We start from the raw sequence: 13236 nt of genomic DNA on the forward strand, positions 1-13236 counted from the left end.
GTGCAAACATATGAACATTCACACCGTGAAATGAGGCGAATATGGACGAGGATATGATTACTTCCTGCAAAGGATACCGGTATCAGGACGGCAGTGTTTCAAAGATTGATGATGTTGTGGTGCGTGAGGATGCGGTGACGCTGTTTCTGAACGGGAAGTCATATCTGCGGATGGTGGCAAGCCGTGATATGCTCCCGGAACTTGGCGCGGGATTTTTCACGGCGGCCGGGATTGCGGAGAAGATTGTGTCGGTCCGGACGGAGGGGACAGAGGTGTTTGTGGAGGCGGAGCTGCGGTGCGATGTGCCGCCGGATGGTTTTTCACCTGCAAAACCGGCCCGCTGTATTACGACAGATGGCGTGCGGGTTGCACCTGAGGAGATTTTTGCGCTCCGTGAGGCACTGAATACAAAGGTGTGGAAGGATACGGGCGGGATGCACTGTGCGGCGCTGTGGTATGATCACCGCTGTGTTGCTGTGGCGAGCGATATCGGGCGGCATAATGCGGTGGATAAAGTGATCGGCTGGATGGTGCTGCACAATCTGCCGCCGGAGATGTGTATGCTCGGCAGTACGGGGAGGCAGCCTGCGGGAATGGTGACAAAGGCGGTGAATGCGGGGATTCCGATCGTTGCGGCGCGGGCGGCGGTGACGGTGAAGGGTGCGGAGCTTGCGGCGGCATCCGGCGTTACGCTGATCGGATTTGTCCGCGAGGGACGGTTTACGGTGTACACGCATCCGGAACGGGTTACGGATCTGCGTCCTGAGACAGGAAAACCGATGCCTGCAAAGGACTGCGGCGCACTTGCAGCGCCGCTGCCGGGTCTGCGTTACCGCGAGGGGCGGACGGTGCCGGTGGAGGATGCGGCGGTTGCGGAGAGTCTGGTAACGCTGTATCTGAACGGGAAGGAGTTCATCAAAACGGTGGTGAGCTGTGAGTTTCTGCGCGAGTTTGCGGCGGGTTTTTTTGTGGATGCAGGACTGGTGTGTTCAGCGCCGGATATTGTATCGGTCCGGGCGGAAGGAACGAAAGTGTTTGTGGAGGCGGCGTGTACGGCATGTGTTCCGGGTGAAATGGAGTCTGCGGGAGGGTTTGCGCCGCTTCAGGCACAAAGGATTGCTGCATCCGGCGGGACGATTACGCCGGCGGAGATTTTTGCGATTCGGGAAGCTATCAATGCAGAGGTATGGGATGCAACCGGCGGTCTGCACTGCGCGGTGCTGTTCCATGATCATAAGGTTGTGTTCCTCGCATCCGATATCGGGCGGCATAATGCAGTGGACAAGGTGATCGGTTTCATGATTCTTGCGGGGCTGCGTCCGGAGGAGTGTGCGATTGGTTCTACAGGGAGACAGCCTGCGGGGATGGTAACGAAGGCTGCGAATGCAGGAGTTCCGATTGTGGTGTCACGGGCGGCGGCAACGGATGCGGGGATTGCAGCGGCAAAAGCATGCGGGGTGACGCTGATCTGTTTCACCCGGCCGCCGCGGTTTACGGTGTATGCGCATCCGGAACGGGTTACAGGAGATTTTGTGATGCGGTGAGTGCGGCGGCACGAACGGTCTAAAGGTTTCGTTCTTTGTTCCAGGCGCGGATCCATTCTTCGATGACGTGCAGGGGGGCGGTGGTTTTGATGCCGGTTACGGCGAAGTGGGTTCGGACGGTGTAGTGTCCAAGGTCATTCAGACCGGCGATCATTTCATCCATTGCAGGCGGGGAGACGCGGAGGTTGCGGGAGATGACGTGGTAGTCGTAGAAGGTGCAGGTTTCCGGTTCGACAATGAGCTGCCGGAGCAGTTTGTCCATCTGTTTTGCGGTGCCGAACTGCATCGCGGGGAGTTTTTCGAGGAGGGCGGCGATGGTTCCTTTGTCCTGAAGCGGCCCCATCCAGAGAGGGCCGACTGCTTCGGTTTCCGCGCCGCAGTAGGGACAGGTATGGGACTGCGGGAGAAGGGATCCCTTCTGTTCGGCACGGTAAAGGCATTTGGGGCACTGCATGACAAAACCGATCTGATCCATGGTGGTCTCTGCTGCGGTGACGCGGCCAAGGACACGGACGTGGGATCGGAAGTAGTGGTTTTTGGCGAAGCTGAGAACCGGCTCCATGCCGCGGTCATATTTGACGAGTTCTTTTGCCATTGCGCCCATCATCATGCGGAGACCGACTTCGGCGTGGTACTCGGTGTTCCGGGGAGTGGCGAAGTAGCGCCGCATACCTGCTTTGAGGTGTGCGCCGCAGAGGGGCGCAGTGTCGGTTGCGGTGACGAAGAGGTAGCGCTTTGCGGCACGGGATGCAGCGTCGAGGAAGGGTGCCGGAGTACCGAAGGGATCGAGGTCGATTGTGTCGAAGCGTTCGGTGCACATGAGCCGGTTGGCGTCGTCACAGGTGACGCGGATGTCGCCGCCGATTGCTTTTGCGTTTTCTTCGATGACGGCAACGGCGGCCGGGTCGCGGTCGTTGATGACTGCCGGAGTGCCGGTTTCGTGTGCGACACGCAGCCCGCGAACGCCGGTCGCGGCCATGGCGTCGAGATAGTTCTCCGGAGTAATGCAGGAGAGGAGGAGGACGGTCATGTCACGGTTGAACTCCATTCTGGTGTTGTAGAAGACAGGCGCAGTTCCCGGAGGGAATGCGGTGTTTTCGTCCTGTACCGGTGCTTCAAATGTAGTTGATCCTTCCGTGACCAGTCGATATTCCATAACGGTTCTCCAAAAAGACGGACATGTAGGGATTCGAACCCTAGATCTTCAGCTTAGGAGGCTGATGCCATATCCTGGCTTGGCTACATGTCCCTGAGGGGTATATATGTTTAGGAGGGGACGGGTATATCTTTTACGTAAGTGCATTTCACCACGTATCCAGAATATTTCCGTTTTCCTGCTACGTAGTGAAATGAAGTATACATATGCAATGCCCGTCTGGGGGAAAAACAGCAAAAGGAAAAATATAGTATTGGTTGAGAGCCGGAAATGGCTTAGTTCTCAACAACAACACGGGTCGGCGTAGGAAGCTTGTATCCGCTGTGCTGGAGAGCGTCCTTTGCCTGGTTAATGTACTGCTCCGACGTCCAGACAGTGAAAAGACGCTGTCTCGGCGTGACACGTGCCGCAGTACCGACTGCCTTACCGAATGCAAGGCGCATACCTTCCGAAACACGGTCTGCACCGGCACCCGTTGCCTGCTTGTGCTCACGGATAACATGGTGCGGATACGCCCGGATCTTCAGGTGGAAATTGTTTCTCCCGACATCCTTCATCAGACGGCGGTTCATATTGATACGTGCCGCTTCCATTGCCGTGTGGCGGATCTGGCAGGCCTCAAGAACCTCAAGGTGAATTGCAACCGGAAACTCGGCTGAAAGATTACCCATATCAAACTGTACGACCTTAACGCCCGGCACACCACCCATGTATTCACGGCGGCAGTATGCCTTCTTCGCGACGTTGCGGTACATTCGTGCTGGTTTTCTGACCATTTTGAATAACTCCTCGCTCTCTAAATGTGCTAATCAGGTTTGGTGGAAACGATATTAAATGTTCTGATTGCCCGTTTCCAGCTCCTCAATAACATGCAGAATATTTTTCCGGATCTGCGCAAACTCAACACTCGTCCGATCCCTCGGTCTGGGCAGCCTAATCTCGTCAATCTCGTGAACAGTTCCCGGACGGGGCGTCAGAATCACGACTTTATCCGCAAGATACACCGCCTCATCAACACTGTGCGTCACAAACAAAATCGTCTTCCTGGTCTTTTGCCAGATATTTAACAGCTCGCGCTGCATCTTGTTCCGCGTCTGCGCATCAAGAGCACCGAACGGCTCATCCATCAGCATAACCGCAGGATCCGTAGCAAGAGCGCGCGCAACCGCTGCCCGCTGCCGCATACCTCCTGACAACTCATACGGGTAACTGTCCGCAAAATTCTCAAGACCCACAAGCCTCAGCTCCTTCATCACCTCTTCCCGCCGCTCCTCCGCAGGAACACCATTCATTTCAAGACCGAACCCCACATTCTCCGCAACCGTCCGCCACGGATACAGCGAATACTCCTGAAACACCATCGTCATCTTCGGCGACGGACCGTCAACCACCTTCCCGTCAATCGTAATCGTACCAGACGTCGGCACATCAAGGCCGCCGATCATACGGAGCAGTGTCGTCTTACCGCAGCCGGACGGACCAAGAAGACACACAAACTGACCGTCATGGATCTCAAGGTTCACATCCTCCAGAGCAGTAACCTCTCCCTTGCGGGTTGCAAACTTCTTCGTTGCATGCTTGACCCGCACCCAGATCTTATCGTAATCCGTCATTTATCCAGCGCCTCCCAGGCAAACTTACGCTTCTGCACATACTGGAAGAACTGATCCATCACAATACCGATGATACCAATCGCAATCATACCGGCAATCACAATCTGAATCTGTCCAAAGTTGTAGGTGTACATAATCAGATAACCAAGACCGGATACAGTTCCCGGCAGCATCTCTGCCGCAACCACACTCATCCAGGCAATACCAAAACCAACCCGCAGCCCGCTCCAGATGGCAGGCCCGGCAGCAGGTACAATAACCTTCGTCATGACCTGCCATTCACTCGCCTGATAAATCCGGGCAGTTTCAATCCAGCTCTTCCGCACCCGCTTTACCCCGTCAATCGTATTCACCAGAATCGGGAAAATACACCCGATCACAATAATGAATGCAATCGAAGAAAGGCCGATACCAAACCACGCGAGCGACAGCGGCACCCAGGCAATCGGCGGAATCGGGCGGAGAATCTGAATCAGACCATCACAGAAATCCTCAAGAACCTGGTATCTGCCAAGCAAAATACCCAGCGGCACCGCAATAATGCAGGCAATAATGAATCCAAGCGACACCCGGTAGATACTGACAATCGCATTCTCGACCAGACTGCCGCTGCCGAAAAGATTTACAAACGGCGTAGTGAATACGATCAGCGTATCCCACACCTTCGGAAGAATATAGGGATTATTTATCAGAATGGCAGTGATTGCCCATCCAAGGATAAACAGTGCAGGAAGTATCAGCTTAAAATACCATTTCATGAAGCGTATATCACCACCGGGTTTCTGCTAGTACTATGAAACCTGACCGGTTATCAATACTGCGGGAACAGCAAAAAAATTAGTTGTCATCAATTCCTGCAACATACTTGTAGAAGAACGCCGCAAGAACCGCACCCACAATCGGGCCGGCAATATAGATCGGATATGTCGTGACAAGCGCAGCCGACCCGTTCATGATCGCTGCAATCAGATCCGGACCAAAACTCCGGGCAGGATTAATTGAACCACCGGAAATATTACCGATAGCAACAATAACCCCCGTAACCGCCATACCAATCACAAGCCCCGCAAACCCGGGAGTTGCATGCCGGTCAACCGCAACGCCCATGATCGCAAGCATCAGAACAAACGTACCGACAATCTCGGCAACCAGCGCCTGCCAGAGAGAAATACCCGGGAACGGCGCAGTAGCACCCAGTCCGCCGATGGCAAGCGCATCGGGTCCTGCAACAAACAAAAACAGCGCAGCACCGATAACCGCACCCACGCACTGGGCAATAATATAGGCAACCGTATCCTTCGCCGGGAACTTCTTAATCGCCCACAGCGCAATACTGACCGCCGGATTAATATGGGCACCGGAAACTCCGCCGAGCGCATAAATAACCACCGCCACCGCAAGACCGAACGCAGCACCCACCGCAAGCCAGTCGCCAAGACCGCCAAGCGCACCGATACCAATATCAAACGGCGTCGCCGCAGGCGTTCCCGCCGCAAGCATCAGCAGTACACAGACCGAACCGCAGCCGATAAAGACCAGCAGCATCGTCCCGACCAGTTCGGCAATACTTCGCTTCAGTAAATCCATCACTCATCACCATTTAGTGCATGGTGGCACTCGGGACAGAGAATCCGTGGAATCGGCTTTTTCAGCTTCTTTGCCGGGAAGGGGTATCCCCCTTCCCACACGGACACATCGGCACGAATCATGTGCTCGGTGCAAAGCCCCATACCGCACACAATACAAATACCGGTTGCTTCCCGGTCAATACCCAGTTGTTCACACACATAGCACTTCATCTTACACAGCCTCGCGGTACTGGCAGTACTGGTGGCGGGAACCAACCAGACACGCCGTTGCACAGCTCTTGCAGGCGCGTGCCGGAGCTGCCGGTGTCTCCTTATCAAGTGCAATGATATTCGTCATCATTGTAGCCGTAATCGGCTCGCTCGTCAGCAGACACGGATAATCCGCAATCCGCATCAGAGCAGACGCCCGGACTGTAATCGCGCACGCCGGATACGCATACCGCTGCGGATTCATCAGAACCTCGTTCTCATGAATCGGCGACAGATCGATCAGCACACCGCCGGAACGTGCCGCAAGCGGCTTACCCGACCCGTTCTTTGCCCGGCCTGCCTTATCAAGAATCTTCCAGCCGCGATAGATCATGTCCATGAAATCGCAGTTGTGCAGTTCCGCCGCAGCGCCGCGGGTGGGCCGGATCATCACCAGATTATGATACCGCTTCGTCAGCAGATCCACAATCATCGGTGCATTAAACCCGTCCAGCTCCAGCAGATACTCAGCCGCCGCAGCTGACGCACCGGTGGCAACATCCAGCAGCTGATACCCGTTCTTCGCATCCGGAAGTGCCGCATGCAGCGTCTTATCCATAACACCGGTCACCGCCTCAATCGTTGCCATGACCACATCATCCTTGCACATGTTGTAGGTGGACTGGGAGATGTGGTGGGAAATGTCGCCCACACAGTACGCCGGAATCGTTGCAATGTTTCCGTAGTGAACACCGTCATCGATTGCCGCCTTCACATAGGACTCCATACCTTTTCGGTAGTTGTCCATATACTTCCGCGGATCAAACGAGGACATCCCTGAGTTCTCCATCAGCTCAACCTGTGCATCAATCGGATGCCGGTACAGCGCCTGTAACTGCTTTACCTCTTTATCGGAAGCTTCGGCCAGCGTATCGCCCGCCTCAATCCGTTTTGCAAACAGATCGCCAATACCGTAAGACGTGTTCATACCCCACGACTTCGCAGCAAGAATCGCCTGCTTGTGGTCCGACGGGATATCGGTCTTCAGAAGAATCTGATTGACCACATTACTCGTGGACCCCGGCATTAAGGCAAAGTCCACCACACAGGACGGACCATAGAACCCGGCATAGCAGCGGGCCGCCTCACGGCCGACGATGTTCTCGTTCTTCTTGATCGAATCCGCAAACGTCTCCAGACTCTTGGCAAACTTCTTGTCCTCATCACAGAGAATCTCAAGAATTGCCGGAGTCTGGTAGTGCTCTACGAACGGGTCATCCTCAGGCCGGACGTAACCGGTCAGGCCTGACAAAACCTCAAAGTGTGTCTTAACGGAAGCCTTGTGCAGATTGATAACCGCAGCGCTCTGACCGTCTGCAACGGTCATCTGCGCAACTGCATCAACATACGGCCTGGCATCGGAAAGAGCAAACTTTGTACCGCGTTTGGCCTTAAGGACGTTGACATCCGCATACTGGGCGGCCAGCGCCTCTTTGACCATTTTTGCATATATGTCTGACATTTTGATTTCACCTCTGGTATACAATTGATCCATTAAGCCGACAGCATAAATAGTTGTCTATGGTACTAAAAATAAAATCAGAAAAAGCACGGAAAAAGAGAAATAGATGTATTATTTTTTAAAAATTCATATCGTAAATAGATCTCTGTCGCCAACAATCCCAAAAAGACCGGCACGGACACCGCAGTCAAGCCATCCGTACCCGTAGGAGAAGGATACAAGAGCAGCAACGAGATCTCCGGCAGCAACAGACCCACCACCTTGCGTAAGCGCGGAAACTGCAATAGCATTGAGGTACTGCGCGGCAGACCACATCCGCGTCTCCGCATCGGGAAGAGTGACAACACCTGCAAGAGCTGAGGAAAGCATCCGCTGATACCGGTGTGTTTTCTCGGTCAGATGTTCAATACGGGCGGAGGGAATCTCCTCGGAAATCTCCGGAAGCCGACCGGCAGACCGGCCCTGAAGATATCCGAGAAATACCCCCGCATCCAGCCACCCGTACCCGTAGGCAAAGGAGGCAACCGCATTCACCGGATCGCTCTGCCGGTAAAACACCATCCCGTCGGATGCATAGCAGCGAACCATCTCCAGCATCTCGGCAGCGGTTGCACCGAGCGGTGTCTCCGCAGGAACCGCCGGTGCCGCCGCACCGGCATCGGCGGCGAACTCCGTACCGTAGGACTCAATCAGCATAATCCTGCAAATCTCACCAGATACTCGCGCTCAATGTCATGCAGTTCACCGGGAACCACCATGATGTGCAGCGGATCACCAAACGCAAACCTTCGCATCTCCTCTGCATCCCCGGCATGAACCACCGGAGTTGCGGAACCGGCACGGGCAATTCCGACATACAGCGGGATACGCACCCCTGCACGCGCCGCCTGCTCCTCCAAAAGATCAACCGCCTCGGAGACATGCATATAGCGTTCCTTATCCTTCTGAATATCCAGAAATACCAGCGTGTGCAGATTCTGGGCAAGGTTTGCGGAAATGACCTCTATCGGCGTCATCGGGAACCATTTCCCATATGGGAACGGAACGGAAACCGACTTACCGAACCGGTAGTTTTGCAGACCGCACAGACCGCAGACCGCGGTCGTAATGGACGCACCGTGAATGATGCGGGTTTGAATCCCGCGCTCCGCAGCCCGGATACGGATATCTGCATGAGTTGTTGCGACCATCGAATCCCCCGCAGTTAAAAACACGGCATCTCCTTTCGCTGCCGCATCCAGAACTGGTTCGGGATGCAGCTCCACATCCTCGCGGTAGAGCGGCGTGATCTTTTTGCCGTAATACTCCTCAAGCCGGGGAATTGTGGTGCCGGTCAAAACAGAGGTGTACACCTCAAGGAACACCGCGTCCGCAGCCCGGATTGCCTCCAGTCCCCGCACGGAAACATCATACTCATCGCAGAGCCCAAGTCCGATGAATGTCAGCATTTGCTTATCCTGTAGGTTTTGTGATGTAATGAGCTCTTGCTCATTACAGCAGAATCAGATGTGCCAGCGCTCCAAGACCAATACCCAGACACAGCGTAAAGACCGTAATCATCGCCGCATACCGGACACCCGTTTCCCGCATGAGAACCGCAATCGTGGATATGCAGGGAATAAACAGCGCACACACCAGCGCGAAGATGTAAAGCTGCCCGCTGGAAAGAACCGTTGCAAGATCCGTTGTCCCCGCCATCACTGCCAGCGTCTCAAACGCCATCTCTTTGCGGAGAATACCAAACATCAGTGCCGTAAACGCAAAGCCCGGGAGACCCAGAACCGCCGTTGAGATCGGATCGATGAACTCCTCAAACATTGCAACAAGACCGTAGTACTCAAACAGTCCGAGGAAGATACTGCTCACCAAAAGCAGCGGCATTGCAATATAGATGAACTCGCGCACCCGCATCCATGCCTTGCGGACAACATGGGACGCAATCGGCCTCCGAAGCTCCGCCATCTCAAGGATCATCCCGTACTGCTCGCCCGGGGTAATGCGGGAGAGAATACAGCCCACCACAAAGACAAGAACAAACACGATGGCATAAATCGAAAACGCCGCGCCGAACCCGATAAAGGACGCGACAATTCCGGAGATAACAACCGTCCGTGCCGAACACGGCAGCATCGTCACCAGCACCGATGCGATCACGCGCTCGCGCCGGGTCGGAAGCAGCCGGGTACTCATAATAGCCGGAACACTGCATCCAAACGACAGTACCATCGGAATCAGACCCTGACCATGCAGACCAAGTTTGTGCATGCCGCGGTCCGCAAGGAATGCGGCCCGCGTCAGATACCCCGTGTCCTCAAGAACCGAGATGAACAGATAGAAGAGGAATACATACGGAAATGCAATCCCCAGACCCGACATCAGAGCCAGGATAATGGCACCGCCGAGTGTATCGGCAAACGGGTCCAGACCCAGCGCATGGAACGGATCGGCGATGTAGGTCGTCATCAGGGAGACAATCGTCTCCTCCAGTACTCCGCCAAGGGTAAACACGATCAAAAGGATCGAGACCATAATGAACGCAAGAATTGGCAGTCCCGGAAACCCGCGCGTAAGAAGCGCATCAAAATCACGTCTGCGGCGCGGCGGGGCAGTGCTGGTAACGGATGTCGCCAGTTGTTTTGCGAGATTGTGCCGGTTCGCCGCAATGATCTGCTCAGGCGACATCATGTGCCGGCGCTCGATCTCTTCGGAAATTACCAGAGCATTTTCATGAATCTCCGGAGTAATCGTACTTACCGATACACTTGCCAGTGCCCACAGAGCCTCCGGCTGGCTCAGTCCGTAGTACTTCTGCAGACTGTGCACCGCTGCTTCGATGTGATGATCATACGGTATTGCAAGAGCCGGAACCGGCACATTCCCGTCAAGAACTGCGCGGGCAATATCATCCAGATTTTTGCCGCTCGTTGCAACCGAAGGAATGACCGGTACGCCGAGCTGCTTTGCAAGGGAGGCTGAATCGATGATCTTTCCCGCAGTTTCCGCCTCATCCATCATATTGAGGATTACCAGCAGCGGTTTTTTGATCTCGGCAACCTGCAAAAGCAGATAGAGATTTCGTTCAAGATGTTTGGCATCAAGCACCGCAATCAGCAGATCCAGATCCTCGGCAAGCAGATATTCACGGACCATCTCCTCCTCGATCGAGTCGCCGGAGAGCGAGTATATACCGGGAAGATCGGCAAGGGAAAACTCTGCATCGCCGTATCGTACAACGCCGTGCATCACTCCGACTGTCGTTCCCGGATAGTTGCTCACCTCAACCCCGAGACCGGTCAGGTGATTGAAGATAAGCGACTTGCCGACGCTCGGGTTTCCGATCAGTGCGGCCCGCGGCGTCATGGCGTCTCACACCGTTCAACCATGATGTTGGCGGATACCTCCGGACTTAATGCGATATCACATCCTTTCACGGTGATGACCACGGCATTATTGACAAGTTTGCGCCGCAGGGTGATCAGCTCGCCGGGGATTACCCCGAGATCGATTAGTCTGCTGTGCTTGGCAAAACACCGGATCATGGAGACATGCAGAAGAGATCCTTCCGGACATTCGGAAAGCGGAATGATCGGGTTTTTGCGGGTGAGGTTATTGTGATTGGTGAACCCGGTCTTTTCCGGAGATACGGGTTCGGGTTTTCTCTGATCCAGAAAGTTGTCGAGCCGTTCAATCGTCTCGCTTGAAATATTGTGTTCCAGAATGCAGGCTTCCCGGGATGCTGCCTCCGGCTGCTTTCCGAGAACGTCGGTCAGAAACGTTTCAAGAACCGCATGCTTGCGTGCAACCTGTGCAGCTTTTTCCGCGCCCTTTTCGGTGAGCCGGACTGTTTTGCTGCCGCGGTGTACAAATCCGTGTTCCACAAGCGTATTCAGGGCTTTTTCAATCTCCGCTTCGGTATGGTGGGGGAGTTTGAGCACGTGAAGCAAAACCTCATCGGTGCCGCTATTGAGTATTTCTTCCAGAATGTCTTCAGAGAGTACCGAGGTCATGAATAATCCCGCAAATGCAGGTATCTTGTCTGTTCTGAACGGATATGTAGATATCGTCATCACGGACGTTGTACCTGAATTCGTTTATTGCCTATGAATGATCGTCATTGATCGCATTTCAGCCACGATGATCCGGATAAAGGTACAACATCGTCATCTCGCAGAATACAGCCGTTCAAACAGGGATTTCGGGCGCAAAACATCGCGGCACCGCTCATGAAACGTGCAGGAGAGGCAGTGCCTCCCTTCCCGCGGGCGGGGAATTTCGCCCCGGAACACGGATTCCGCACTGCGGAGTGCGGCAAGAAATGCCCGGCGGTCTGCGGGAGCGGGTGATGCAAGATGCCGCACGGTTCCCGAACCCAGATACTCCACCGATCCGGCAAAGGGTTTGTTGTGCTCCTCAAGAAGGCAGAACCAGTATGCAGTCAGACGGAGCCGGTCGGACGCATAGATTCCGGATGAAGGTGCGGCACTGCTGCGGACAATCGAAAATCCATCCTCAAACAGACGGTCAATCTTTCCCGTAATCCCGTACTTTTGTGAGGACACAAACACATCCGTACTGACCGGAGACCGCCAGACCGTTCGCCGGCACGCGTCAACCATTGCCGAGGCCTGTGCATACTCCTCCTCACCGGCATCCGGCAGAACCGTTTCAAGCTCCTCCCGGATCTCTGCAAGATCGAGTTCGTCACCGAGATGTACGGCAATCTGTTTTGCAATGCTGTATCCCGCAGGCTCTGCAAACTCCTCCGGAGTTGAGCGGGACAGATACACCTGCAGGGGACAGATACTGCAACGGACAAGTTCGCGTACCGGAATGGGGGATGACATCATAACCGATTCTATAAGATAACATCCGCGCCAATAGTATTATACTTATGGCAGGGAACGAGATCAATGTCCAGATTCCCCAGAATCTTGACCCGGTGTACAGCAATATGATTCAGATCGCCTTCAAGGACGACGAGTTCACGATGATGTTTCTGCATCAGCTTCCTGCGGTGAATCAGGCAAAAGCCAAAGCCATTGTTTCCATCAGCCCGTCCCATGCAAAAAAGCTGCTGGCGGCACTGCAGAAAAGCGTAAACGATTATGAGGAGAAGTTCGGGTCCATCACTCCCGCGGCACAGACGGAGACGGGATCGGACGGGTTCACCCTGCGCGGATACTCGTAACCGGTATTCCGGACCGCCTCTCCGGGAGGGGGGGCGGATAACTTATTTATTGTGTTACGTGCAATTTGATAAAGCACATTTTCTGTGCCGTTGTGGCTTAGCGGTATAGCGGCTGATTCGTAATCAGCAGGCCGAGGGTTCAAGTCCCTCCAACGGCTTTTTCTTATTTTCTTTATTGATTGTGTACTGCTTGCGTGGTGTCGCTGGTTCGCGTGCACAGCCAAAGACACTACGAAATCCTACACTTCAGCAAGGCAAAAGCCGGTGGAGGGATTTTTCCGGAGTCAATGAACGATGAGGGAGTTTGTCCGTTTTACCGGTACATCCGGGTGTACCTCTTATTGGGAAAAAAGTCCGGGGGTTTTAGTCCCGGTGTTCGTGTGCGGTGCTGTGGTGGGTGCGGTCAAGCCATCTGTCCGCCCATGCGTAGAGGGG

General features: G+C 54.5%; 14 protein-coding genes and 2 tRNA genes. 3 read left to right on the top strand and 13 right to left on the bottom strand.

Going from position 1 to position 13236, the window contains the following annotated elements; all coding sequences use genetic code 11:
* Positions 1-41 precede the first annotated feature (41 nt).
* The gene (fdhD, locus tag O0S09_RS06670) at positions 42-1544 is read left to right on the top strand and encodes a formate dehydrogenase accessory sulfurtransferase FdhD (RefSeq protein ID WP_268923186.1); all 1503 of its coding nucleotides are present in this window, start codon (positions 42-44) and stop codon (positions 1542-1544) included.
* Between the two features lie 19 nt (positions 1545-1563).
* On the opposite strand, the gene O0S09_RS06675 is transcribed toward fdhD, so the two are convergent.
* From O0S09_RS06675 to O0S09_RS06735, 13 genes are all read right to left on the bottom strand, one after another.
* Entirely contained in the window at positions 1564-2700 is a 1137-nt protein-coding gene (locus O0S09_RS06675; RefSeq protein ID WP_268923187.1) for a tRNA (guanine(10)-N(2))-dimethyltransferase, read from the bottom strand.
* 18 nt (positions 2701-2718) lie between these two features.
* Positions 2719-2793: transfer RNA gene (locus tag O0S09_RS06680), tRNA-Arg, on the bottom strand.
* A gap of 182 nt (positions 2794-2975) precedes the next feature.
* Positions 2976-3476, bottom strand: coding sequence for a 50S ribosomal protein L16 (locus O0S09_RS06685; protein ID WP_268923188.1), 501 nt, complete (start codon positions 3474-3476; stop codon positions 2976-2978).
* A 54-nt stretch (positions 3477-3530) separates the two neighbouring features.
* On the bottom strand, positions 3531-4313 hold the full coding sequence (locus O0S09_RS06690; RefSeq protein ID WP_268923189.1) for an ABC transporter ATP-binding protein: 783 nt from the start codon (positions 4311-4313) through the stop codon (positions 3531-3533).
* Complete coding sequence (locus tag O0S09_RS06695) at positions 4310-5071, bottom strand: ABC transporter permease (protein ID WP_268923190.1); 762 nt, start codon at positions 5069-5071, stop codon at positions 4310-4312. Before O0S09_RS06695 ends, O0S09_RS06690 begins: the two co-directional genes overlap by 4 nt.
* A gap of 79 nt (positions 5072-5150) precedes the next feature.
* Entirely contained in the window at positions 5151-5900 is a 750-nt protein-coding gene (locus tag O0S09_RS06700) for an MIP/aquaporin family protein (protein ID WP_277612916.1), read from the bottom strand.
* On the bottom strand, positions 5900-6112 hold the full coding sequence (locus O0S09_RS06705; RefSeq protein WP_268923192.1) for a DUF2180 family protein: 213 nt from the start codon (positions 6110-6112) through the stop codon (positions 5900-5902). Before O0S09_RS06705 ends, O0S09_RS06700 begins: the two co-directional genes overlap by 1 nt.
* 1 nt (position 6113) lies before the next feature.
* Positions 6114-7613, bottom strand: a complete 1500-nt coding sequence (locus O0S09_RS06710) for a DUF2193 domain-containing protein (RefSeq protein WP_268923193.1) — start codon at positions 7611-7613, stop codon at positions 6114-6116.
* 126 nt (positions 7614-7739) lie between these two features.
* Positions 7740-8309, bottom strand: a complete 570-nt coding sequence (locus O0S09_RS06715; protein ID WP_268923194.1) for a DUF357 domain-containing protein — start codon at positions 8307-8309, stop codon at positions 7740-7742.
* On the bottom strand, positions 8303-9061 hold the full coding sequence (dph5, locus tag O0S09_RS06720) for a diphthine synthase (protein WP_268923195.1): 759 nt from the start codon (positions 9059-9061) through the stop codon (positions 8303-8305). The genes O0S09_RS06715 and dph5 overlap by 7 nt, the downstream gene beginning before the upstream one ends.
* 43 nt (positions 9062-9104) lie before the next feature.
* On the bottom strand, positions 9105-10973 hold the full coding sequence (feoB, locus tag O0S09_RS06725) for a ferrous iron transport protein B (protein ID WP_268923196.1): 1869 nt from the start codon (positions 10971-10973) through the stop codon (positions 9105-9107).
* Positions 10970-11620, bottom strand: a complete 651-nt coding sequence (locus O0S09_RS06730) for a metal-dependent transcriptional regulator (protein ID WP_268923197.1) — start codon at positions 11618-11620, stop codon at positions 10970-10972. Before O0S09_RS06730 ends, feoB begins: the two co-directional genes overlap by 4 nt.
* Positions 11621-11773: 153 nt before the next feature.
* Complete coding sequence (locus O0S09_RS06735; RefSeq protein ID WP_268923198.1) at positions 11774-12460, bottom strand: CRISPR-associated protein Cas4; 687 nt, start codon at positions 12458-12460, stop codon at positions 11774-11776.
* Between the two features lie 44 nt (positions 12461-12504).
* On the opposite strand from O0S09_RS06735, the gene O0S09_RS06740 reads away from it, so the two are divergent.
* Positions 12505-12801, top strand: coding sequence for a DUF3467 domain-containing protein (locus tag O0S09_RS06740; RefSeq protein ID WP_268923199.1), 297 nt, complete (start codon positions 12505-12507; stop codon positions 12799-12801).
* An 86-nt stretch (positions 12802-12887) separates the two neighbouring features.
* Positions 12888-12959 (top strand) — tRNA-Thr (locus O0S09_RS06745).
* The last annotated feature ends 277 nt before the right edge of the window (positions 12960-13236 follow it).

Origin of the sequence: Methanocorpusculum vombati (assembly GCF_026891935.1) — an archaeon.
GTDB classification, from domain to species: domain Archaea; phylum Halobacteriota; class Methanomicrobia; order Methanomicrobiales; family Methanocorpusculaceae; genus Methanocorpusculum; species Methanocorpusculum vombati.